Annotated in this window: 21 protein-coding genes and 2 pseudogenes; 17 read left to right on the forward strand and 6 right to left on the reverse strand. The window is 60.5% G+C overall.

What is annotated here, in order from left to right:
- Positions 1-311: 311 nt before the first annotated feature.
- Positions 312-1,982 (reverse strand): bifunctional protein tyrosine phosphatase family protein/NAD(P)/FAD-dependent oxidoreductase, encoded by a 1,671-nt coding sequence (locus P9292_RS03830; RefSeq protein WP_244797610.1) that lies wholly within the window; start codon positions 1,980-1,982, stop codon positions 312-314.
- Positions 1,983-2,065: 83 nt separating this feature from the next.
- On the reverse strand, positions 2,066-2,926 hold the full coding sequence (locus tag P9292_RS03835) for an MBL fold metallo-hydrolase (protein WP_244797609.1): 861 nt from the start codon (positions 2,924-2,926) through the stop codon (positions 2,066-2,068).
- 83 nt (positions 2,927-3,009) lie between these two features.
- On the opposite strand from P9292_RS03835, the gene P9292_RS03840 reads away from it, so the two are divergent.
- The 6 genes and pseudogenes from P9292_RS03840 (at position 3,010) to P9292_RS03870 (ending at position 7,387) form a co-directional block, all read left to right on the forward strand.
- Positions 3,010-3,327: a metalloregulator ArsR/SmtB family transcription factor gene (locus P9292_RS03840; RefSeq protein ID WP_244797608.1), complete on the forward strand. Its 318-nt coding sequence runs from the start codon at positions 3,010-3,012 to the stop codon at positions 3,325-3,327.
- A gap of 14 nt (positions 3,328-3,341) precedes the next feature.
- Positions 3,342-3,776 carry a YeeE/YedE family protein gene (locus tag P9292_RS03845; protein ID WP_244797607.1) on the forward strand — a complete coding sequence of 145 codons (435 nt, stop codon included), beginning with the start codon at positions 3,342-3,344 and terminating at the stop codon, positions 3,774-3,776.
- Position 3,777: 1 nt separating this feature from the next.
- A complete protein-coding gene (locus P9292_RS03850; protein ID WP_244797606.1) occupies positions 3,778-4,233 on the forward strand; it encodes a YeeE/YedE family protein in 456 nt (151 codons plus the stop codon).
- A gap of 54 nt (positions 4,234-4,287) precedes the next feature.
- Positions 4,288-5,106 (forward strand): sulfite exporter TauE/SafE family protein, encoded by an 819-nt coding sequence (locus tag P9292_RS03855; protein ID WP_244797605.1) that lies wholly within the window; start codon positions 4,288-4,290, stop codon positions 5,104-5,106.
- Between the two features lie 27 nt (positions 5,107-5,133).
- Positions 5,134-5,934, forward strand: a pseudogene (locus P9292_RS43115) (sulfurtransferase); the annotation flags it as partial.
- A 220-nt stretch (positions 5,935-6,154) separates the two neighbouring features.
- Positions 6,155-7,387: a molybdopterin-dependent oxidoreductase gene (locus P9292_RS03870; RefSeq protein WP_244797604.1), complete on the forward strand. Its 1,233-nt coding sequence runs from the start codon at positions 6,155-6,157 to the stop codon at positions 7,385-7,387.
- A gap of 810 nt (positions 7,388-8,197) precedes the next feature.
- Here the strand turns inward: P9292_RS03870 and P9292_RS43120 are convergent.
- Complete coding sequence (locus P9292_RS43120) at positions 8,198-8,617, reverse strand: hypothetical protein (protein ID WP_342346307.1); 420 nt, start codon at positions 8,615-8,617, stop codon at positions 8,198-8,200.
- A gap of 67 nt (positions 8,618-8,684) precedes the next feature.
- On the opposite strand from P9292_RS43120, the gene P9292_RS03880 reads away from it, so the two are divergent.
- From P9292_RS03880 to P9292_RS03890, 3 genes are read left to right on the forward strand one after another with little or no spacing between them, the layout of a single operon-like run.
- A complete protein-coding gene (locus P9292_RS03880) occupies positions 8,685-9,110 on the forward strand; it encodes a hypothetical protein (RefSeq protein WP_409015119.1) in 426 nt (141 codons plus the stop codon).
- Positions 9,082-9,450, forward strand: a complete 369-nt coding sequence (locus P9292_RS03885; protein ID WP_244797602.1) for a universal stress protein — start codon at positions 9,082-9,084, stop codon at positions 9,448-9,450. The genes P9292_RS03880 and P9292_RS03885 overlap by 29 nt, the downstream gene beginning before the upstream one ends.
- 57 nt (positions 9,451-9,507) lie before the next feature.
- Positions 9,508-10,386, forward strand: a complete 879-nt coding sequence (locus tag P9292_RS03890; protein ID WP_309958078.1) for an ADP-polyphosphate phosphotransferase — start codon at positions 9,508-9,510, stop codon at positions 10,384-10,386.
- A 593-nt stretch (positions 10,387-10,979) separates the two neighbouring features.
- Here P9292_RS03890 and P9292_RS03895 read toward each other — a convergent pair.
- Positions 10,980-11,306 (reverse strand): annotated as a pseudogene (locus tag P9292_RS03895) (transporter substrate-binding domain-containing protein); the annotation flags it as partial.
- A gap of 200 nt (positions 11,307-11,506) precedes the next feature.
- On the opposite strand from P9292_RS03895, the gene P9292_RS03900 reads away from it, so the two are divergent.
- Positions 11,507-12,460 carry a cation diffusion facilitator family transporter gene (locus P9292_RS03900; RefSeq protein WP_244797599.1) on the forward strand — a complete coding sequence of 318 codons (954 nt, stop codon included), beginning with the start codon at positions 11,507-11,509 and terminating at the stop codon, positions 12,458-12,460.
- A gap of 129 nt (positions 12,461-12,589) precedes the next feature.
- Here P9292_RS03900 and P9292_RS03905 read toward each other — a convergent pair whose 3' ends face one another.
- Positions 12,590-13,087 carry a hypothetical protein gene (locus P9292_RS03905; RefSeq protein ID WP_244797598.1) on the reverse strand — a complete coding sequence of 166 codons (498 nt, stop codon included), beginning with the start codon at positions 13,085-13,087 and terminating at the stop codon, positions 12,590-12,592.
- Between the two features lie 370 nt (positions 13,088-13,457).
- Here P9292_RS03905 and P9292_RS03910 point away from each other — a divergent pair, with 370 nt between their 5' ends.
- The 7 genes from P9292_RS03910 (at position 13,458) to P9292_RS03940 (ending at position 18,724) form a co-directional block, all read left to right on the forward strand.
- Positions 13,458-13,817: a DUF1924 domain-containing protein gene (locus P9292_RS03910; protein ID WP_244797691.1), complete on the forward strand. Its 360-nt coding sequence runs from the start codon at positions 13,458-13,460 to the stop codon at positions 13,815-13,817.
- Positions 13,818-13,863: 46 nt separating this feature from the next.
- Positions 13,864-14,352, forward strand: coding sequence for a diheme cytochrome c (locus P9292_RS03915; protein WP_244797597.1), 489 nt, complete (start codon positions 13,864-13,866; stop codon positions 14,350-14,352).
- Positions 14,324-15,052, forward strand: a complete 729-nt coding sequence (locus P9292_RS03920) for a cytochrome b/b6 domain-containing protein (RefSeq protein WP_244797596.1) — start codon at positions 14,324-14,326, stop codon at positions 15,050-15,052. Before P9292_RS03915 ends, P9292_RS03920 begins: the two co-directional genes overlap by 29 nt.
- A 24-nt stretch (positions 15,053-15,076) precedes the next feature.
- Positions 15,077-15,748, forward strand: coding sequence for a winged helix-turn-helix domain-containing protein (locus P9292_RS03925; RefSeq protein ID WP_244797595.1), 672 nt, complete (start codon positions 15,077-15,079; stop codon positions 15,746-15,748).
- Entirely contained in the window at positions 15,748-17,097 is a 1,350-nt protein-coding gene (locus tag P9292_RS03930; RefSeq protein ID WP_244797690.1) for an ATP-binding protein, read from the forward strand. The genes P9292_RS03925 and P9292_RS03930 overlap by 1 nt, the downstream gene beginning before the upstream one ends.
- Positions 17,098-17,199: 102 nt before the next feature.
- Positions 17,200-17,679 (forward strand): hypothetical protein, encoded by a 480-nt coding sequence (locus P9292_RS03935; RefSeq protein WP_244797594.1) that lies wholly within the window; start codon positions 17,200-17,202, stop codon positions 17,677-17,679.
- Positions 17,680-17,773: 94 nt separating this feature from the next.
- Complete coding sequence (locus P9292_RS03940) at positions 17,774-18,724, forward strand: universal stress protein (RefSeq protein ID WP_244797593.1); 951 nt, start codon at positions 17,774-17,776, stop codon at positions 18,722-18,724.
- 181 nt (positions 18,725-18,905) lie between these two features.
- Here P9292_RS03940 and P9292_RS03945 read toward each other — a convergent pair whose 3' ends face one another.
- Positions 18,906-21,197, reverse strand: coding sequence for a heavy metal translocating P-type ATPase (locus P9292_RS03945; RefSeq protein ID WP_244797689.1), 2,292 nt, complete (start codon positions 21,195-21,197; stop codon positions 18,906-18,908).
- Positions 21,198-21,417 lie beyond the last annotated feature (220 nt).

Consider the following 21,417-nt stretch of genomic DNA (forward strand, 5'->3'; position numbering starts at 1 on the left):
AGTACCCGCGGTCACGAGCAGCGGTCTTCGACGAACTCCTCTGATAATTCAAAGCACGAGGAAAGCAAATTCAGTTAAACGGAGTAAGGGCAACGCTGACGACGATTTTGATAGTGCGCAACCAGCTTTCGACCGTCGGCTCACCTTAGAGACCCGATAGAGCTTGTTTTCGTCAAAAATCTCGGTCAGGCTGACCACGGCACCTTCCTTGATTGTTCACACAGCTACTTGCGGCAGTGGGCCAGGCCCGATTCGGCATTGACCGCGATGCTGCCGCGATTCTTCCCATCGGACGGTTTCTTTCCGTCGCGCTATCGATCATCAAGTGCGGGTCGCGCCAGCCACTCGCGCCCCTTGAGCATGCCGTCCCAGTAGAGCGACGGCAGGATCCGCTCCTTGAGAAACCAGGCAAGACGCGACGGCCGTGTGCCGTCGAGCAGCCACGCGGGAAAACTGGGCGCGACCTTGCCGCCATAAAGAAACTCGGCCAGTACCACCTTACCCCGCTCGACCGTGAGCGGGCACGAACCGTAGCCATCGTAGGTCGCCAATCCGCTGGCGCGACCAAGACTCGCCAGCACGTTATGGGCAACGACGGGTGCCTGTTTGCGCGCAGCTGCCGCCGTCTTGGCGTTCGTTGTGCTGGTGGCATCGCCCAGCGCATAGATGTGCTCGTACCGCTTGTGGCGCAATGTGCCAGCGTCAACATCTATCCAGCCAGCAATGTCGGCAAGCGGACTCGCGCGAACAAAATCCGGGGCCGTCTGTGGCGGCACCACATGAATCATGTCAAAGTCGGTTTCGACTGTTTCCCTGCGGCTGTCAGGCAACGCGCGTTCGAATACAGCGCGCCGGCGAGGACCATCGATACTCTTCAATGTATGGCCAAAACGCAGGTCAACGCCGTACGCTTCCACATACTTCATCAGCGCCGGTACGTAGTCAGGCACGCCGAACAGCGCCGCGCCCGCGTTGAAGAACTGCACCTGCGTATTGTGCAAGGTACCGTTTCTGCGCCACGTATCGCACGAGAGATACATGGCCTTCTGCGGGGCGCCGGCACATTTGATTGGCATCGGCGGCTGCGTAAACAGTGCCTTGCCACCGCGGAGCGTCTTGACAAGTTCCGCCGTATACGGCGCGAGGTCGAAACGGTAGTTCGACGTCACGCCGTTTTGCCCCATCGTCTCGACGAGGCCCTCGACACCGTGCCAGTCAACCTTGATGCCCGGGCAAACGACGAGCCGCTGATAGCGTATGCTCCGGCACCCCTCAAGCACCACCACGTGACTGTCCGGTTCGAATGCCACCACCGCGGCTTTGAGCCAACGCACGCCGCGAGGCACACGCGACGCCATCGTGCGCGCGGTGTCCCCCGCTTCGAATACTCCCGCTCCCACGAGCGTCCAGCCGGGCTGATAATAGTGCACGTCGGAGGGATCGAGAATCGCGATATCCAGTGAAGGATCGCGGGCGCGCAGGCTGGAGGCCACGGCAATACCGGCTGCACCGCCACCGACAATCACTACAGTATGTTCTGCCTCGACAACGCCTGGCGGTACTTTTCCGGCATTGGCAATACGCCGCACCACTGCCTCGAGTTCGTAGCCCGCCTTCGCCGCCGTTCGCTCAATTTCCGCCACGCTCAGCGTGTTCGCTTGTGACAACGCCCACAACGTCGCGGACCGCGTACCCGTGCGGCAATAAGCCAGCACCGGCTTGGGTAGTTCCGCGAGAAGCGCTGCGAAGGCGGCCACCTGTCTATCTGAGGCTTGGCCTGCGGGCACCGGCTGATGAACTGCCTTCAGTCCGGCGGTCTTTGCCGCCTGCGCAATTACATCGAAGTTAGGCTGGTCCGGAGCTTCCGCATCCGGCCGATGACAAACGATTGATCTGAATCCTAGCGTATGTAGCGTCGAGACGTCAGCGACGGAAATCTGCGGGGAGACCGAAACATCTGGAGTGAGGGAATGTACATCCATGGCCTGCTTCCTGAAACAGTTGAACTGTGGACATCACACCGGGATGCGCCCTCACCTGCCGGACGCGCACGATCTGTGGTACGTCAGACAGCATTCAGAGGGATCTTGAGGTACCGCAATCCGTTCGCCTCAGGTGGTGGAAACTCGCCCGCGCGAACATTGACCTGCACCGCGGGCAGGATCAGCGTCGGCATCGCGAGGGTCGCATCGCGTGCCTGGCGCATGGCAACGAACTCCTCTTCGCTTACACCGTCGTGCACGTGGATGTTGCGTTCCCGCTGTGCGCGGACCGTCGTTTCCCATGCCGGTTCGCGTCCCTCGGGCGGGTAGTCATGGCACATGAATAGCCGCATGTCGGCCGGCAGGGCCAGCAGCTTGCGGATCGAGCGATACAGCTCATACGCATCACCGCCTGGAAAGTCGCACCGCGCGGTGCCGACGTCGGGCATGAAAAGCGTGTCCCCGACAAACATAGCGTCCCCGATCTGGTACGCCATGTCGGCCGGCGTGTGCCCTGGCACATGCATCGCCCTGCCCGTCAGCTCTCCAATGGCAAACGTCTCGCCGTCCTCGAAAAGGTGGTCGAACTGCGAGCCGTCCAGACGGAACGCCGGCTCGAGGTTGAAGAGCGTCTTGAACACCCCCTGCACACGCCGGATGTGCTGGCCGATCGCGACCCGACCACCCAGTTCCCGCTTGAGATACGCGGCAGCAGAAAGATGGTCGGCATGGGCATGTGTCTCCAGAATCCATTCGACACGCAACGCACGCTCACGTACGAAAGCGATCACCTTGTCGGCACTGGCTGTCGATGTCCGTCCAGCCTTGGGATCGTAGTCCAGCACCGGGTCGATGATGGCGCACCCGGCATGGCCCTCGGCAAACACCACGTAAGTCACGGTCCAGGTGGCTGGGTCAAAGAAAGGATGAATGGTCGGCCGCATGGCTATCTCCGGGAATGAAATCATTCTATTCACATACAATCTATTTTGCAATATACTATGTTGACATAGATTGAACATCGCCCATGAAAAAACCTCGTTTGACCATCGATCTCGCCACGATGCAGGCCGGCGCCGCGAATGCGTGCGCCCTGCTGAAGGTGCTCGCCAATCCTGACCGCCTGCTGCTGATGTGCCAGCTTTCCCAAGGCGAGATGTCGGTCGGTGAGCTCGAGGAGCAACTTGGGATCCGTCAGCCCACGCTGTCGCAGCAACTGGGCGTATTACGGGAAAACGACCTCGTCGCCACTCGCAGGGAAGGCAAGAACATCTTCTATTCGGTGGCGAGTCCGCAGGCGCTCGCCGTGATGGCCGTACTTTATGAACAGTTCTGCCCGAAGTAGTAAGGAGGCTCATCATGCTGGTCGATCTTGAACATTTCACACCGGGCCTCTCGTTGACAGGCGGGCTCGTGATCGGTGCCGCGGCTGCTGTGCTGATATTGGTCAACGGACGCGTCGCCGGCATCAGCGGCATCTTCGGCGGCCTGCTGGGCTGGCCGCGCGATGACATCAACTGGCGTCTCGCGTTTCTGGCTGGGCTCGTGGGCGCGCCGGTCATCGCAGGACTGCTGGGCAAGCCTGCGCAGGCAGAGATCGAGGCGAGCTGGGTCACGATCCTTGCGGCCGGGCTTCTTGTCGGTATGGGCACCCGCTATGCCAGCGGCTGCACCAGTGGCCACGGCGTATGTGGTCTCTCCCGAGGGTCCGTGCGCTCGCTCGTCGCTACCGCAACCTTCATGGCCGCGGGATTTCTGACTGTTTTCGTACAACGTCACCTGATCGGAGGCTGATATGGCAGCCCTCAAGACAACGCTCATCGCGCCGGTTACGGCATTGCTGGCCGGCCTTCTCTTCGGCGTTGGCCTGATGGTGTCAGGTATGGCGAACCCGGCCAAGGTGCTGGGTTTTCTCGATCTCGCAGGCCGATGGGATCCATCACTCGCCTTCGTGATGGCTGGCGCCATCGCGGTCGGCTCACTTGCATTTTTCGCAGCCAGACGCCGTGACAGGTCATACCTTGGGTTGCCAATGCAACTTCCCGTCAGCACGGCCATTACGCCGAGACTCGTGCTGGGTAGCGCCACCTTCGGTATCGGCTGGGGGCTGGCCGGTTTCTGCCCGGGTCCCGCGCTCGTTGCGCTGGGCGCGGGCTACCCCAAAGCCGTCGGTTTCGTGGCGGCAATGGTCGCCGGCATGGCCGTTTTTGAACTGATCGAGCGGACGAAAGCCACGACGCAACGCGCGTGAGTGCGGCCTGCGCCGACTGCCAAGGCTCGCAGTTGAATAAACAGAGGTTGTCAGATGGAACACGTGATTGCCAGCAGCGCCGCACTCGGTCTTGTCGTCGGCCTCATCCTCGCGCTCACGGGGGCAGGCGGTGCCATCCTTGCAGTGCCCTTGCTGCTGTTTGTGCTGCATCTGGACATCACCGAGGCCGCGCCCATCGCCCTGTTGGCCGTAGGCATCTCCGCCGCGTTTGGTGCATTGATGGGGCTGCAGGCCCGCATCGTGCGGTACCGCGCCGCAGCGCTGATGGCCGTGACAGGCACGGTGTTCTCTCCCGTCGGCCTGTGGCTTGCCCATCGACTGCCGAACGGACCTCTCACGCTCGTTTTTGCCGGCGTGCTGGCGTACGTCGCGCTCCGGATGTTCCGACAGGCTGCCGTCGTCACGCCTCCTGAAGTTCGCAGCGGTTTTGCTTTACAACCCTGTCAGCTCGATAGCGGCACAGGCCGTTTCGTGTGGACCGCGGCCTGCACACGCGCACTTGCCCTTGCGGGTATCGGCGCGGGCTTTTTGTCAGGCCTGCTTGGCGTGGGTGGAGGGTTCGTCATTGTCCCTGCGCTGAGGAAAGCGACCAATGCGCCGGTACCGGCAATCATGGCGACATCGCTCGCGGTCATCACACTTGTGTCCGCTTCCGGCGTCATCTCGACGGCGATCTCAGGCCACATGAACTGGCCAGTGGGCGTGCCCTTTGCTGCAGGCGCCCTGGGCGGCATGCTGGCCGGGCGGCTCGTTGCCAGCCGGTTGAGCGCCAACAGGCTGCAACAGGGCTTCGCGGTCGTCGCCGGTCTCATTGCCGTCGGCATGGTCGCCAAGGTCGCCATGTCCGTTTGAGTTCTCCGATCAGAAGCGCGAGATGCGGCAAGCTACGCCGAAGCACACCTGCCCGGCGCCGTGAACATCCACGAGATCTTTACGTATCTCGCGACATCGACACGCGAGGGGTTGACCGCCTTGCGCGAGACCTTCACGAGGGCATTCGGCGACCCGGGCCTGTCTGGAGACGAAACCGCTGTCATTTACGAACAGTCCATGGCAACAGGTTTCGGCCAGTCATGTCGCGGCTATGGGCTGTTGCGCTATCTCTGCTATCCAAAGGACAAGATCAAGGTCCTGCACGGCGGCTTTGCCGCCTGGCGCGCGGCAGGCTTGCCAGCCACAACCGAAGTACCTGCCAGGCATTCCGGGACGTTTCCATTCGATCCGGCAGGCAGCGGGATACTTGTGGATCTCACTGCGATGAAAGATGCTGTATCGAGGCCAGACGTGGTCAAACTTGACGTCCGTGACGTCGACGAGTGGATTGGAGAAAGTTCCTCACCGTACGGCAAGGACTTCTGCCCGCGCAAGGGGCGTATTCCGGGTTCAGTCTGGATCGAGTGGTACCGGATGATGAAGCCCACACCCACGGGGCAGATGTTCAAGTCACCCATGGAGATTCTTGCAGAATGCGCCACCGTCGGCATCTCCCGGGCCACGCCTGTCATTGTCTTCTGTTTCAAGGGTGCCCGTGCTTCGAATACCTTCCTCGCCTTGGAGGAGGCGGGCATCAAAGACGTCAGGCTGTATTTTGGCTCGTGGAACGAATGGTCGCGTGACCCGCGCCTTCCCATCGAACAGGGTTTGCCGTACAAGGACGATCGCGTCGTCGCCATGGCGTAGGGCCTGATTTTCCGCGAAACCGGCACGCGACTCGGTAGCCGCAAGCTTGCACCGATGCGCCACCCTCGCATTTGCACCGTCGTGCATCGCCGGCCGCCGGGCTACCTTGTCGGCATAGCGCGATTGCGGGTATTCCTGATGGAGCAGGCGCTTCGCGGCGCATATATTGAGTCAGGTCCCGACGCAAGAGCGGGATGTGGACAGAGGATAGGGAGCGGTGATGAACGACCGATGCGATACCAGGCGCCGCCGCGTGCTGCAATCACTCATGGCAGGAAGCGCAGGTTGTCTGGCATTGGGACTGCCGAGGCTCACGCAAGCCGCCAATGCGGTCACCCTTCCCTTCGAAAACGGACTGCGCGAACTGACAACCGCGTTTCCGCAAAAGGGCGAAATGCTGCTCCTCCGCAGCCGCCCGCCTCTCCTGGAGACCCCATTCTCTGTCTTCGACGAAGGCGTGTTCACGCCGAACGATCGCTTTTTCGTCCGCTGGCACCTCGCAAGCATTCCTACACGCATTGATGCCCGGGCGTTCCACGTGAAAGTGCGGGGATCGGTCAACCGTGAACTAGACCTCAGTCTTGACGACCTGTCGAGAAAATTCGAGCGCGTCGAGATCGCTGCCGTGAACCAGTGCGCTGGGAACTCGCGTGGGTTTTTCAGGCCCCGTGTCGCGGGAGGTGAATGGGCCAACGGCGCAATGGGCAACGCGATATGGACAGGGGTGCGTCTCAGGGACATTCTCGACCGCGCCGGCGTAAAGCCAGGCGCCGTGCAGGTACGCTTCAACGGCCTTGACACGGGCGTCATTGCCGACACGCCCGATTTTGTCAAGACGCTCAGCGTGGATCACGCGCGTGATGGCGAAGTCATGGTCGCCTTTGCCATGAACGGCAAGCCCCTTCCGCTTTTGAATGGCTACCCGCTTCGCCTCGTCGTACCCGGATGGTACTCCACGTACTGGATGAAGATGCTCGCGGATATCGAGGTCATTGACACCCCGGATACCAACTTCTGGATGGCCAAGGCCTACCAGATACCGGATACACCTCACGCAGACGTATCGCCAGGACAGGCGAACGTAAAGACGATTCCGATCGGCGCGATGGTACCGAGGTCATTCTTCACGAACCTCGGTGATGGCGCCGTGCTCGACCTGAGCCGGACGCAGATAGTGCGCGGGATCGCGTTTGGGGGCGATGCCGGTGTGCGCGAGGTCCTTTTTTCGCACGATAACGGGACGACGTGGACGCCTGCGCGACTCGGTCGTGACTTCGGCAAGTACAGCTTCCGCCGATGGGAATCGCAGTTCTCACCCCGACAAGGCGGCCAGTACGTACTGAAGGTGAAGGCGACCAACACAGAAGGCATTGCCCAGCCGGACACGCCAAACTGGAACCCCGGCGGCTACATGCGTAATGCAGTCGAACAGCTTGATGTGTTTGCTGCTTGAGGAGATGGTATGAAGGCTCAGATGGCCGTTCTCTCCATGGCGACTTTCACTTGCCTCGCCGTGTCAGAGACAACGGGGGCCGCCCCGCCCCCGACTGCCCCTGATCGGCAAACGGTCGAAGTGTCGCTGCCTACCGGTCGGACTACGTTTCCGCCCGCCCCGGGCTCTGAACTGGCCAACGCCCACTGCGTAATTTGCCACTCTCCCGGAATGGTATTGCGACAACCGCCCTTGTCGTTCGGAGAGTGGAAGGCTGAGGTCGACAAGATGCGGGTGGTCTATGCAGCGCCGCTTCCTGCCGACAAGATCGAGGAGATAGCGCGGTACCTGTCAGCGATCAACGGGAAGCCGTAGCTGACTTCACACACCGTCGCCGCCGTATCAAGCCCACGGGCGCCTGGGTTTATAGTCCTATCACGCCGCCGAACACTCCGCTTGCGCCACCTGATGACACGCACGCAAAGGCGGTCGGGAGCCGTCCGCCTGCCCCGCAGGCTTCGTCGACAAACAGTCCGGAGAACGTGCCCAACACCCCGCAGCGTGCGACGGAACCCGTCCCTGCCACCGTTAATGATAAGGGGCTCACCGCCGGTATGAGAGTGCAACTCTCATGGAACCGCTCGTCTTCGTGATAAACGCCTTCCGGTTGACGATGATCAATCCACGAGAAGGTCTATTCGAGGAGAGTTCCTGAAGCGGACGCTCAAGGCTCAGAGGTGCCCGTTACGCGCACGTTCAAAAGGTGGCCGTACTGAACGACGGGTATTGGAATGCTCGCTGCGGTGGACTCGAGTGCGCACCGGCGGTCGGTCAAGAAATCGCGGCGGCCAGTGGCAAGACGCCGACGTCTATGCTGAGGTTTATCCGGAAGACAAATTCCGGCTGTCCAGGACGTTTCAGGATCGCGGGCACGTGGTCGCCATGTGCGGAGACGGGCTCAACGATGCGCCCGCGCTTCGTCAGGCGCAGGCAGGAATCGCAGTGGCGACAGCGACCGATGTCGCGAGAGCGGCCGCTGCGGTTGTCCTCGCGAAGCCTGGTTTTAATTGAATCGTCACGACGATTATCGAAGCGCGATGCGCGTTTGAGCGACTTACAACCTATGTACTGAATGCACTCGCCAAAAAATTCCATCTGGTGCTGTTCCTCGCCGCCGGGCGTTGTGATGACCGGCCACGCTATCCTGACGCCACTGCTCATGGCATTGCTGCTCGTGACGGGGGACTTCATTACTATGGCCTTGACAGTCGACCGAGTGACGCCCTCGTCATCTCCAGCGGCATGGGATACGCGATACGTGACACCGCTCGCAACGCTATATGACGTCTGCCAGCTGACGTTGGGTACTGGTGTGATCGCTGCAGCGCTTTATGGTCTCCATTTCACCTTGGACTCGCTGCGTACCCTCGCCTTCGTCACACTGGTATTCGGCAGCCAAGCGATCGTCTATGTGGCGCGCGAGCGGTATGGCGTTTTGCATTCACGTCCGGGTGCATGGCTCGTCGCGTCCTCTCTAATCGACATCGCACTTACGATTGGCTTGGCCACCAGCGGTGTAATGATGGCGCCGCTGCGGCCGTTGGCCATTTCGGCGTTGCTTGTTGCTACGCTCTTTTTTGCTGGTGTGCTGGAGACGGCCAAAGCCGCCATCATTGCCTTGCTTCGGAGGAAGGGTCACACGCCCTTGAACGCCTATGTTCAGACGCATCCCGGTTGGAATTGACGGCAGTCAGATCGCTGTTTCGGCACTCGCCGAGGCGATCCGTCTTGCTGCGATGGACGGGGCTGCCATTCACGCGGTCAGCGTGGTCGAAAGCGCGCCGGACATCGTTTGGCCCGGCCCCGGGTTCAATGACCCTGCAGCGCACAACCGAACGCCATGGGGCGCAGATCTGATGGTGCTTGGCACACATGGCCGCAGTGGTGTCGAGCGCATCCTGCTCGGCAGTACCGCCGAATCATTTTTGCGCAGCGCCGACATTCCGGTGCTCATTGTGCCGCTGCGGAACCATGCAGAAAGCTCAAGAGAGATTGGTGCGGTCGTCTCACCGCCAGCGGTCTGAGCCGGCCGGTACGCGGATTGCTTAAGTATTCAATCGGTCCCGGTCGGGAGGATAGGCATGAAGATCGACTCAGATGCATTTCGCATCCACGAAGGTGCGGCAGTTGACCTGGCCAAATGGCCATCGCGTGTGGCACCCGCATACGGATCGAAAGAGCACTATCACGCCATGCTGGCGGACCACATCAAACAGTTGCGCGCATTGCAAAGCGTCCTGTATTCCGATAACCGCTACGCGGTACTGTTCATACTTCAGGCAATGGATGCGGCAGGAAAAGACGGGGTGATCAAGCACGTCATGTCGGGCGTCAACCCGCAGGGTTGCAAGGTTTTCAGTTTCAAACATCCGAGCGCGACTGAGCTTCAACATGATTTTCTTTGGCGTACTACGCGCGACCTCCCTGAGCGTGGACAAATCGGGATTTTCAACAGGTCATACTACGAAGAGGTCTTGATCCTGCGTGTCCATCCGGAGATACTTCGCGCAGAGGGTTTATCTGGCTCTCCAGGCGCGGAGGCGGCCCTCTGGCAGGGCCGTTATCGCTCCATCAATGATCTTGAGAGTCATCTTCATCGCAACGACACGCGGATCGTCAAGTTCTTTCTGCACCTTTCAAGGGAAGAGCAGAGAAAGCGCTTCCTCGCGCGTATCGACGAACCCGACAAGAACTGGAAATTCAGTACCGCCGATGTCGAAGAACGCAAGTTCTGGTCGGAGTATATGAAAGCCTATGAGCAGTGTCTCAGTGCGACCAGCACAAAAAACGCCCCGTGGTATGTCGTGCCTGCCGATGACAAGGAAAACGCTCGGCTAATAGTTTCCCAGATCATTCTCAACATGCTGGAGAAATTGAATCTTCGGTATCCCGAAGCCACGACTCAGCGCCGCAATGAATTGGCCCAGATTCGTGCGGGGCTCGACCGGGAGCAGTCATAGGTAGCGCCAAGAAGTCGCGCTCAGGCGAAAGTCGGAAGACACGTTTATGTTCTTCCTCTTCGCGAACGCCATTTGGAGCCTATGAGGCGCCCAATGATGAAAGCTGAGTGACATTATGGGACTAAATCTGCCCACCTAGATCGGTGCTTGAAAAGCAACTCTTTGATTCGGCATTTCTGAAATCAGTTCGCAACGCGGCGCGTAGTCCGGGTGACGTTTCGGCAAACGCATTCTGCGTATCTTAATGTCGCCTTCAGGTTTAAATGACGCATAACGCGTACACTTCGGCCCTGTTGAAGGACTATCCACGCCCCCTATGCAAAGGACTTACCCCTACAATTGCTTCGAAGTAACTGTATCCCTCGAACCCGTATGGTTATCCTCCCGCCGCGCCGTTCCATCGCCACTGGATGGCTATGTCGCGATCGTATCGATCGGAGTAAAGGGCTTGCCTGCTGCGCTGTTGTCTCCTATTCGCCTGATGAATGACAATCAGAAACCGTTTGGAACAGAAGCGGCAGCACTCATGGCAGGGTTTAGCGCGGGGCAACGAGTGATCGACGACACGCTCATGTCCGGGTGATCGCCTCTACTCATTGTGTGGGGCGGTCGCTGCGTTCAGTCAGGTTCTCCTTCAACTCGACGCTCATCGGCATCTTGAGATTCACGCCGCGCGGTGGGATCGGCGATTCGAACCACTTTGCGTAGAGACGCGCGAATTCGCCGCTCTTCATCAGCCTTGCGAGCGTACCATCGACGAGCTGCTTGAACGTCGGATCATCTTTTCGGACCATGCACGCATACGGTTCAATCTGCGCCGTCTTACCGACGACCTACCACGTATGCGGATCGCTCGCGTTCGCACGCAGCCCTTAGAGCAGAACGTCGTCGACTGCCAGCGCTGTTGCCCTGTCGCCGGCGCCGTTGCCTTGGAACGGGGTTTCGCCATTGACGCAACTGAAGCGTCGAGCAAAATTGAAGGCTGTACCTTTGAACCTTGCTGGCGGCGTCCTGCCGTTTCTTCCCCGGTGCCAGAGCGGGGGCGCTACAACTGCTGCCCCTTGACCGCTGTCACCCAGCGAGAGATGGCCAGCATTCACCGCACCGGAAGGCCTACTTTATGAAATCCGAAGCACTCTTCGACGACTCTGAGAATCCGGAACACTCCCCCGCCGAGCGATCCGCTGTTGCTGCCCGCAGCACGTGGGTGAGCGTCGGCGTCAACCTGTGCCTTACGCTTGCCCAGGTTATCGCCGGCATCTTTTCCGGATCTCAAGGCCTGATCGCCGATGGCGTTCACTCACTGTCCGATCTCGTCGCCGACTTCGTGGTGCTCTTCGCCAGCCATCATAGCGGGAAGGGCGCTGACGAAAAGCACCCATACGGCCACCAGCGTTTCGAGACTGGCGCGTCGTTGGCGCTGGGCGCCCTGCTTTCCGCAGTGGGCATCGGCATGCTCTGGTCCGCGGTTCGCAAGCTCGAAGATCCCGCAACCGTACAGCGCGTTCACATTGCCGCACTCTGGGTTGCCATTGGCGCATTGATTGCGAAAGAACTCTTGTTCCGTTACATGCTGGCGGCGGCGACGCGTGCGAAGTCAAGCATGCTCGTCGCCAACGCATGGCACGCCAGGTCGGACGCTGCCTCCTCACTCGTTGTGGGAGTTGGCATCGTCGGAAATCTGGCTGGTTACCCGATACTGGATCCGATCGCGGCACTGATCGTCGGATTGCTTGTCGTTAAGATGGGATGGCACTTCGGCTGGGATGCCCTGCATGATCTGATGGACCGTTCGGCCGACGAGCATGAGGTAATCGCCGTCCGCCAGACGCTGCTCGCCACGCCCGGCGTAATCGGCGTGCATGATCTTCGGACGCGAAAAATGGGCGATATGATTGTGGTCGACGTGCACATCGAGGTCGACGCTGCGATCTCGGTTGAGGCGGGACACGAAATTGCGGTCGCTGCGCGCCAGCATGTGCTGGCCCGCCATCGCGTGCTGAATGTCATGACCCATGTGGATCCGCGCAAGTTGAACGGGGTTGACGGCGCCGCTATACAACAGGGTGTGTGACAACCCAAACTACGCCCGGTGCGCTCTTCAAACAGCAAACCTTTTGATTTGCGGAGTCCGGGAACAACCGCGCTTATCGGCGGCAGTTACCAGTCCTGCAGGTAATCCGACCACCGGCCGTCGTGCACTTCACTGCGGCGAGGCGGGAGGCTGCGTTGAATACTGCTGTTGCCACATCATGTTGTTCATCATTTCCTGTTGCATCTGCAGGTATTGGTCGGTCATATACTGACGCTGCCGCAGTTGCTCGGGACTGAGTCTGGAGTAGTACCCTCCCATATGGCCCCAGCCGCCGCTCATCATCCCCTGCCCCATCATTCCGTGCCCCATCGTGCCGGAGCCCCACATCCCGTGCATGGTGGTCATCGCACTTTGCATTGTCGCCCAGTGTTGCTGCAGAAGCTTCTGGCGTTCCTTCGGATCCTGCGCCTGTCGGATCTGGTTCATCTGCGCCTGCATCGTCTTCATCTGCTCCTGGAATTGAGCCAGATTCTTGTCGAATGCCGCCGTATCCGTGCTCTGGGCCTTTGACGTGCTTTGTGCGGCAGTTGCGTCCTTTGACGCCGCATGAAGCATCGGCGAACTCAACGCAATGCAGATTGCGACAGGAAACAGAAGCTTTTTCATGGAAGTTTCCGCGGTGGCGGCAAGCGGGATTGAAGCTGTCTTTATTCAACATTACCCGCCGATCGGCGCCGCCCCTTGACGCGCATCAAAGGATTGACGCGCTGCGAGCACGGTCTGCACCTCCCGCAAAAAGGTGAGAGGAGGCGTGATTTCCGCCGTTATGCGCGTGCCGCTAACGGACTTCGGAAAGCCGAAGTCGGAGCCGATGCGCTGTTACAGCAATCGCATCGTGAGCAAACGGCGAGATTGAAGCGTTAAGACTCCGGTAAGGAAGTTCGCCCAGGATGATCAGCATCTACCGGAGATTCTCGTGAGCAAATCGCCTCTCTTGCCGCAGGGTTTGTACGGGGCACTTCTGCTGGTCCTTGCCATGACTTCAATGTCGACAGCCAACGCTGCCACGCCATCGGATCTTCTCGTCTCTTACCGTAACCAGTCGGGCAATGCGGAAGCGGACCCGTCGCGTGGGCAACAGTTCTTCAATGCGTCACATGGCCATGAGTGGCGTTGCGCTTCGTGCCACGGCGCAGTGCCCACACAGGCTGGCAGGCATGCTGTAACAGGTAAATCGATTGGACCTCTGGCCCCTGCGTTCAACCCGGAGCGCTTTACGGACGCCTCCAAGACCGAGAAATGGTTCCGTCGCAATTGCAACGACGTCGTCGGACGTGAGTGCAGCGCAGCCGAGAAGGCGGATCTGCTTGCGTGGCTTTTGACGCTGAAGCCGTAGGCGCCTTTCTCCACTATCGAAGGTTCTTTCCGCCGGAGCGCTTCCCATGCTTTTTCACCTTGTGCCCCGCCCTGTTCATGTTTGTGCCGTCGCGCTTGTGGCTGCCCTGACGGCCTCGATCGCCGCCGCCGAATCTGAAGTGACGCCTGGTCAGGTCAATGTGCTGCCCAGGTATCGGCAAGAGTGCGCAACCTGCCATATTGCCTATCCGCCGGGCATGCTGCCTGCCGCGTCATGGCAGCGCATTCTCGACAACCTGCAGCACCATTTCGGCAACGATGCGTCACTCGACGCAGACTCGGTCAGGCAGATCTCAACGTGGCTCGCCGCAAATTCGGCAGGAGACGCGGCCGCGCACGCTCTCCTGCCCGAAGATCGCATCACCCGCGCGAACTGGTTCCGGCAGGAGCATGCAGAAGTGCCCGCCGCTGTGTGGAAACGTCCCATGATCAAGAGTGCGTCAAATTGCGCGGCGTGCCATACCCGCGCCGAACAAGGAAACTTCAATGAACACTTCATCCGCATACCGCAATAGCAGCAGCGCAGGCGATACGAAGCAACGTCGCATTCTGGTCTGGGATGCGCCCGTACGGCTTTTCCACTGGCTGTTCGCGGCCTGCTTTGCCGGTGCATGGCTGACCGCGGAAAGCGAGCATTGGCGGCTCGTCCATGTCGCGCTAGGCTACACGGCAGGTGGTCTCGTGATCTTTCGACTTGCATGGGGGCTGGTCGGAACGAAATACGCCCGTTTTTCCAGCTTCGTTTGCGGCCCGGCCTCCGTGTGGAGGTATCTCCTGGGGATATTGCGTGGCCACCCGCAACGCCATGTCGGACACAACCCGGCCGGCGCCGTCGTCATCGTCGCCATGCTAGCTTTGGCATGCGCATTGACCATGACGGGCTGGGCGACCTATAACGATGTCGGAGGAAACTGGCCAGGTGAAGTGCACGAGGCTTTGGCCAGCATCATGCTTGCGCTGGTTGGCGTACATGTGGCCGGCGTCGTCGTGAGCAGCTGGCTTCATCGGGAAAACCTGGTCGGCGCGATGCTGAGCGGACATAAGTCCGGGCACCCCGACGCAGGCATCAAGCGCGTGTGGCGAAGCGTCGCGGCGATTGTGCTCGCCAGTGTGCTTGCGTTCTGGTGGTGGCAGTGGCAAGTCGCACCTGCGCCAATAGCGCCCGGTAGCAACGCAGCGACTTCACACCAGACCGACCGCGATGATGCCGATTGATGCCCCTCAAAGGTCAAGGACATAATGCGTATCCTGCTCGTCGAAGACGATCTGTTGCTTGGCGATGGAATTCGCGCGGGCCTTCGGCAAGCGGGGTTTCAGGTCGACTGGGTTCGCGACGGTCAGGCTGCCGAAACGGAACTGCGTACCCGGTCCTACGCGGCGGCCGTGCTCGATCTCGGACTTCCGCTCAAGGATGGTATCGACGTCCTGTCGTCGGTACGTCACGCGGGCGTGACCATGCCCGTACTGGTGCTGACCGCACGCGACACGGTTCCCGATCGCGTCCGTGGACTCGACATCGGCGCCGACGACTACGTCGTCAAGCCCATCGACCTTCTGGAGCTTGCCGCCCGCCTGCGAGCGCTCGTGCGCCGCGCGCACGGCCAGCCGCAGGAAAAGCTGGAAGTGCAGGACGTCACACTTGAACCGGCAGCGAGGCTTGTCTACCGCAATGGAGAAACCGTGTCCGTTTCCACCCGAGAGTTTGACCTCCTGTACGTGCTGATGCTGAATGCGGGCCGTGTGATGTCGCGCGAACAGCTGGAACAGGCCATGTACGGCTGGGGTCAGGAAGTAGAGAGCAACGCAGTTGAAGTGCACATCCATCGCCTGCGGTCCAAACTCGGCAGCGATCTGATCAGGACAGTTCGTGGGGTCGGGTACGTACTGATGCGAGAGGGTTGCGCTACGTGATGCTCCTGCCGCGCTCATTGCAGGGGCGTCTGCTGGTCCTGGTGATCGGGAGCGTGATCGGCATATGGATGGTTACCGCGGTGTTCATCTGGCGTGACGCCCGCAGCGAGCTCGACGAACTGCTCGATAGCCACCTTGCTCAGGCAGCGGCGTTGCTGATTGTCCAGCAGACGCAATCGATTGACGATGATGATGAGATCGATACACGCGTACCGCATCCGTATGCGCCTAAGGTTGCCTTCCAGATCTTTCATGAGGGACAGGCAATCGTGCGTTCGGCCAATGCACCGGCTGAGCCCATGATTCCCTCCGGTGGTGAGTTCGGGCAGGGTTTCGCCACCGTGCAGATTGATGGTAATGCGTGGCGTGTGTTTTCCGTGCGCGGGACGGATGAAGATACACGCATCTATGTCGGAGAGCGTATCGATTCGCGCACCGCGATACTGCTAGCGGTATTGCGCGGTACGTTATGGCCTATGGCCGCCGCCCTGCCCCTTCTTGGACTTGCCACCTGGTGGGCCGTGCGGCAAGGGGTGACGCCGCTCAAGAAACTGGGCCGAAGCATTGCCCAGCGTGGCCCGGATGATCTTGCTCCCGTCGTGATGCCCCAACCCCCTGCCGAGCTGTCCCCGGTGCTCGACGCGCTCAATCAGCTCTTCGAGCGTATCCAGACGGTATGGGAAGCAGAACGCCGGTTCACTGCGGACGCCGCACATGAATTGCGCACGCCTATTGCGGCGATTCGGACGCAGGCTCAAGTTGCGCTGGCCGAAACGGATGACGCCCTTCGTCAGCACGCGTTACGCGCCACTCTCGAAGGGTGTGATCGCGCGACGCGTCTCGTGAGCCAGCTGCTGGTGCTTTCAAGACTCGAGTCCGGGGCAACCCTCGCACTCACGAAGGTGGACCTGAGTGCGCTTGCACAGCGCGTCGTCGCAGAACTGGCGCCAACGGCGATCGCGAAGCAGCTGTCACTGGAATTCGAAGGCGAAAGACCCTGCCACGTCGCAGGCGACGAAATGTTGCTCGCGGCCCTGGTGCGCAACCTCGTGGACAATGCCATCCGTTACAGCCCGTCTGGCGCATCCGTGTTGATCAGAACGACGACAGATGGCGCCACCGCATCCCTGTCGGTTGGAGACAGCGGCCCAGGACTCGCCGATGCGGATCGCTCGCGGTTGGGCGAGCGCTTCTTCAGGGTTCCGGGTACCAACGAAAGCGGAAGTGGTCTTGGCTGGTCGATCGTCCAGCGAATTGTCGACCTTCACGCGGCAACCGTCGACGTGCGTCGCTCGAAGTCCCTCGGGGGTCTCGAAGTCGAGGTAAAGTGGCATGCTGGCAATGCTTGATCTGAATCAAGGCGCCATACCCACAAGGCCTGACCATACCATTGAGGAGTCTTGGATCAAAGGTATCCATAGTCTGCACGATCAAACAGGTGGGAGGTGCACATGCGAATCAGGCTACAGCTGATCAGCGCGATTTTTACGACGTTTCTTCTTGGCGTATGCGCTGTCGCTTACGCAGACGATCTCTCGCACAGTGTCACTGCACACGGTCTCACTGTTCACTACGGCGTGATTCCATCCAGCAAGCTGGGAGAATCCGGATCGAACGCAGCAAGCAACATCACCGCTCCGAGTCCCAACCAGTACCATCTGACCGTCGCAATCTTTGAGGCGGCCACGGGCAGACGCTTGAGCGACGCCACCGTACTTGCCAGCGTCAAAGGCCCCCGCGCCCACGATACACACTTTCACACGAAGCCTGTGGAGAAGCGTCTGGATGCCGTCAAGGTGGGCGGCGCCGTCACTTATGACAACGACTTCCAGATGCCGTGGAGTGGCATTTATCACGTTGATCTGACTGTTACGCAGAAGGATCAGCCGAAGCCGACAAAGATCCGGTTCAACTACGACCATCGCTTCTGAAGTTGGTATGTCTCCCGGCTATGCCGGCTTGAGCGAGCCGCGGCAAAAGCGTCCGGCTTGACGGATGGCGGTCGATAACCTTACTGGGTAAACCATGAATTCGAACGGACCCGACGACATCAATCCTGCATTGCCACGCCGAGTACTCATCGCCGTTGATTCATCGAAAGCATCGCGGAACGCGCTCGCGTACGCGAGTCACCTCCTGCCGCACGGTGGCGAAGTCCGGCTCGTGAGCGTGGCCGAGAATCCGCATACACTCTTTCCGAGCGGTCGGCATGTCAGCCACACGCTCGATTCAGTGCGCGAAGAACTGCTGAAGGATGCGGCCGCGGCGCTCGAACAGGCCCAAGCTGTACTGGCGTCATGTGACGTACGCATCGAGACGGAAGTGGTTGACCTCTCGAAGCGCGGCGGGGTCGTTGTTCAAGCGTTGGTGAATGCAGCCAATGCATGGCAAGCCGAACTGATGGTCGTAGGCGCGCGCCACCACCATGGGCTGACGCGCTGGGTTGAGGGGACCGTCTCCGAGGCGTTGTCAAAGCTTCTGCACTGCCCGCTGCTTGTAGTACCCGAAGGCTATAACGTCGAGAACGAACACTTGCCGGAGCGCATCCTGTTCGCGGTCGACGGAAGTCCACATGCGGCAACCGCGCTGCGCTTTGGTGTGCGGTTTGCGGCACCCGACGCTTCTTTGCGAGCCATCTATGTGATCGATCGCGCGGTACGGCTGAGCGACTTCGTTCCCATCGACGCACTGGAGGACGCTTTCTTCGATGAAGGCAGGCATGCACTCGCGGCCGCGGAGCCGGTTCTTTCGCATGTGTCGATACGGTCGAGTACCGCACTTGTCAAGACGCGGCGTACCAGCGACGATGTGGCCCATACCATCGTTCGCGAAGCCAGCAACTGTCACGCGCAACTGATTGTGATGGGCACGCATGGCAGGCGTGGTATATCACGTTGGCTGTTTGGTAGCGTTGCGGGGCGAGTCGCGCATCTTGCGCAATCCCCACTACTGCTCGTCGGCACACAGGACGCCTGAGCCGCAGCGCACATAAACCGATTGCAATTTCAATTATCGTGGGACCAAACCTGCACTGCCGCGACAGTGCCGTTGAACTCAGACGGAATTCCTATATTCGCGGTCAGGATGCCGGGTAATCGACCCTGATGTATTTCGCTGCCCGCATCGATACCAGCGCACACATACAGGAAATCGGTCTTTACGCTCCTTCCCCGAGCGTATGGAACAGTTCCTCTTCCTGGGCACAATGCAGGCGTACGATCGCATCGAGTCCATACAGCAGGCGCTGGAATTCGCGGATGCAATCGGGATCGGGTCCCGCGGCTGGTACTGTGTCCGTCATCAGCCGAAGTAAGCGGGAGATCCGGAAGATTTCTCGGTGCATAGCACTCATCGCCGCCATCGGGTCTTCTCCGCCGAGAAGGGCTGCAAGGCCCGGATAGACTTCCAGGTCGTCGTGCTGTTCATGCGGAACGAGCTTGTGTGCCAGCAAATCGTTCATGCTGGCCAGGGCGCCCGCCACAGATGGTCCCGGCAAACCGGGCAGTTTGTCCGCGAGTTCCCTGATCTGCTCGATTACTGGGCCGAGTTCAACATGCTCGGTCTTCAGGCGATCTTCGTCGTCACGGGCAAGGCTGCCCACCATTGCCGTGGAACGAATCCGCAACGCCCGTAGCGCGTTCGCGATGACAGCCACATCAATTAGCTCCTGAAGCAACGCGCCCGGCAGGGGCGGCAGAAACCCGAACGCGGCGACGATCATTGCCGCCACCGACAGTGCAATGCCCGCCATCACGCTCTGGACGGCGATTCGCCGCGTGTGTTTCGCCACCCGAAACCCCTCGACAAGCCGGTCCAGCCGGTCGACCAGCAGCACCACGTCCGCCGCCTCGGAGGACGCCGCCGCGCCTCGTGCGCCCATCGCAACGCCGACGTCCGCAGCTGCAAGCGCGGGCGCGTCGTTGATGCCATCGCCAACCATGACAACGGGCCCTTCACGGCGTGCCGCCTGGATCGCTGCAAGCTTGTCCGCCGGAGACAGCTCGGATCGCACCTCCGTGACGCCCAGCATTGCCCCCACCGTTTCGGCCACATCGCGTCTGTCGCCCGTGAGCATGACAAGCCGTTTGATGCCCTCGTGCCTGAGCAGCCGCAGCGCGCGTGGGGTTTCAAGCCGGATCTGATCAGCCATCTGTAGGGCCCCGACCATGCTGCCGTCCACCCCGACGAACACGGCGGAAGCGCCCTCGTACGTCAGGCGTTGAAGGAAAACTTCGCTCCAGGGTGCTGGCGTCGCGAGCGACGCCACAAAGACATAAGAGCCGATCGCGACGAAATGGCCATCCACTTCGCCCTTTACCCCGGCACCGGGCTGCTCCTCGACCCGGCCAGGTAGTGACAAGACGAGATTGCGCTCGCGTGCAGCCACAGTCACCGCTTCGGATATGACGTGCGCAGACGCTTGGCCAAGAGATGCAGCAAGGCGCAGGACCGTCTCGGGAGAGGTGCCGGTAGCGGCTTCAATTGCGACGAGGCGCGCGTGCCCTCCCGTCAGCGTTCCCGTTTTGTCGAAGAACAGCACGCTCGCTTGCGCGAGCCTTTCCAATGCAGCCCCACCTTTGACGAGCACGCCGCGCTTCGCGCAACGCGACATGCCGGAAACAATGGCCACGGGAACCGCAAGAATCAGCGGGCACGGGGTTGCAACGACAAGCACCGCAAGCGCCCTGGTGATTTCTCCGGAGATCAGCCAGCTACCTGCAGCAAGGGCAAGGGCGGCAAACACGAACCACAGCGCGTAGCGATCGGCAAGACGGCTTGCCGGACTGCGCTCGCGCTGCGCTGACTGCACCATTCGCACGATCCCGGCGAACGTACTGTCTGCCGCGCTCGCCGCAGCGACCATCTCGAACGCCGCACCGACACTTACGACGCCGCTATTGACCGGTTCGCCGGGTGAGCGTTGCTGGATGATGGACTCCCCGGTGAGCGTGGACTCATCCAGTTGAGCGTGGCCGATTAGCGAGCCATCGACAGGAACGAGATCACCGCTTCGGACCAGCAGACGATCGCCGGGATGTACCGCATCCAGTTCGACTCGGCGCCACTCACCGCCCTCAAAGCGGTTGGCGTGACGCGGAGCGCGGCTTAGTAAGGCAGTCATTTCGCGGCGTGCCCGCTCCTGCGCGTACGCTTCGAGCGCCCGTCCGCTCGCCAGCATCAGCGAGATCACGGCGGCGGTGAGAAACTCGCTGAGGCCTAGTGCGAAACCGATGGCAAGAAGCGCGAGCACATTGACGCCCGCTTCATGCCGCCGCAGCGCCTTGACGGTCGACACCAGCAGCGCCAGCAGGACAGGCAAGGTTCCAACGGCCCAAAGTACCTGCGCGAGCGCGACGTGTCCGAGCGCGGCAAGCACGATGCCCGTTACGAGGCTTCCGGCCGAGACGGCCAGCAGGACAAGCTCGACTGAGTGAAACGGACGTGGCATGGCGGAAAGATCACAAGGGGTTCGAGTTTCAAATGAAAAAGCTGGAGCTGATTTGAAATCGCTGCTTTCAGCATAAGGTATGAATGCATCCGTGCGGTACGCGGCCTGCGTCGAACCGATATTTCCGGGAAGATCAGACTGCAGGCTCATCGCGAAACATTGAACGTCGATGTGACGAGCTTGAAACTGATTGCGCGGATAATCGAACCGACCCGCGCAC

Source organism: Caballeronia sp. LZ001, assembly GCF_031450875.1.
GTDB lineage: Bacteria > Pseudomonadota > Gammaproteobacteria > Burkholderiales > Burkholderiaceae > Caballeronia.

Excerpts from the sequence above, each read along its gene's own strand:
- P9292_RS03840 (WP_244797608.1), top strand. The coding sequence starts at position 3,010 with ATGAAAAAACCTCGTTTGACCATCGATCTCGCCACGATGCAGGCCGGC.
- P9292_RS03855 (WP_244797605.1), top strand. The coding sequence starts at position 4,288 with ATGGAACACGTGATTGCCAGCAGCGCCGCACTCGGTCTTGTCGTCGGC.
- P9292_RS03920 (WP_244797596.1), top strand. The coding sequence starts at position 14,324 with ATGAACACTTCATCCGCATACCGCAATAGCAGCAGCGCAGGCGATACG.
- P9292_RS03900 (WP_244797599.1), top strand. The coding sequence starts at position 11,507 with ATGAAATCCGAAGCACTCTTCGACGACTCTGAGAATCCGGAACACTCC.
- P9292_RS03835 (WP_244797609.1), bottom strand. The coding sequence starts at position 2,926 with ATGCGGCCGACCATTCATCCTTTCTTTGACCCAGCCACCTGGACCGTG.
- P9292_RS03940 (WP_244797593.1), top strand. The coding sequence starts at position 17,774 with ATGAATTCGAACGGACCCGACGACATCAATCCTGCATTGCCACGCCGA.
- P9292_RS03905 (WP_244797598.1), bottom strand. The coding sequence starts at position 13,087 with ATGAAAAAGCTTCTGTTTCCTGTCGCAATCTGCATTGCGTTGAGTTCG.
- P9292_RS03915 (WP_244797597.1), top strand. The coding sequence starts at position 13,864 with ATGCTTTTTCACCTTGTGCCCCGCCCTGTTCATGTTTGTGCCGTCGCG.
- P9292_RS03945 (WP_244797689.1), bottom strand. The coding sequence starts at position 21,197 with ATGCCACGTCCGTTTCACTCAGTCGAGCTTGTCCTGCTGGCCGTCTCG.
- P9292_RS03930 (WP_244797690.1), top strand. The coding sequence starts at position 15,748 with ATGCTCCTGCCGCGCTCATTGCAGGGGCGTCTGCTGGTCCTGGTGATC.
- P9292_RS03850 (WP_244797606.1), top strand. The coding sequence starts at position 3,778 with ATGGCAGCCCTCAAGACAACGCTCATCGCGCCGGTTACGGCATTGCTG.
- P9292_RS03830 (WP_244797610.1), bottom strand. The coding sequence starts at position 1,982 with ATGGATGTACATTCCCTCACTCCAGATGTTTCGGTCTCCCCGCAGATT.
- P9292_RS03925 (WP_244797595.1), top strand. The coding sequence starts at position 15,077 with ATGCGTATCCTGCTCGTCGAAGACGATCTGTTGCTTGGCGATGGAATT.
- P9292_RS43120 (WP_342346307.1), bottom strand. The coding sequence starts at position 8,617 with ATGAAGTCCCCCGTCACGAGCAGCAATGCCATGAGCAGTGGCGTCAGG.
- P9292_RS03885 (WP_244797602.1), top strand. The coding sequence starts at position 9,082 with ATGTTCAGACGCATCCCGGTTGGAATTGACGGCAGTCAGATCGCTGTT.
- P9292_RS03890 (WP_309958078.1), top strand. The coding sequence starts at position 9,508 with ATGAAGATCGACTCAGATGCATTTCGCATCCACGAAGGTGCGGCAGTT.
- P9292_RS03870 (WP_244797604.1), top strand. The coding sequence starts at position 6,155 with ATGAACGACCGATGCGATACCAGGCGCCGCCGCGTGCTGCAATCACTC.
- P9292_RS03845 (WP_244797607.1), top strand. The coding sequence starts at position 3,342 with ATGCTGGTCGATCTTGAACATTTCACACCGGGCCTCTCGTTGACAGGC.
- P9292_RS03910 (WP_244797691.1), top strand. The coding sequence starts at position 13,458 with ATGACTTCAATGTCGACAGCCAACGCTGCCACGCCATCGGATCTTCTC.
- P9292_RS03935 (WP_244797594.1), top strand. The coding sequence starts at position 17,200 with ATGCGAATCAGGCTACAGCTGATCAGCGCGATTTTTACGACGTTTCTT.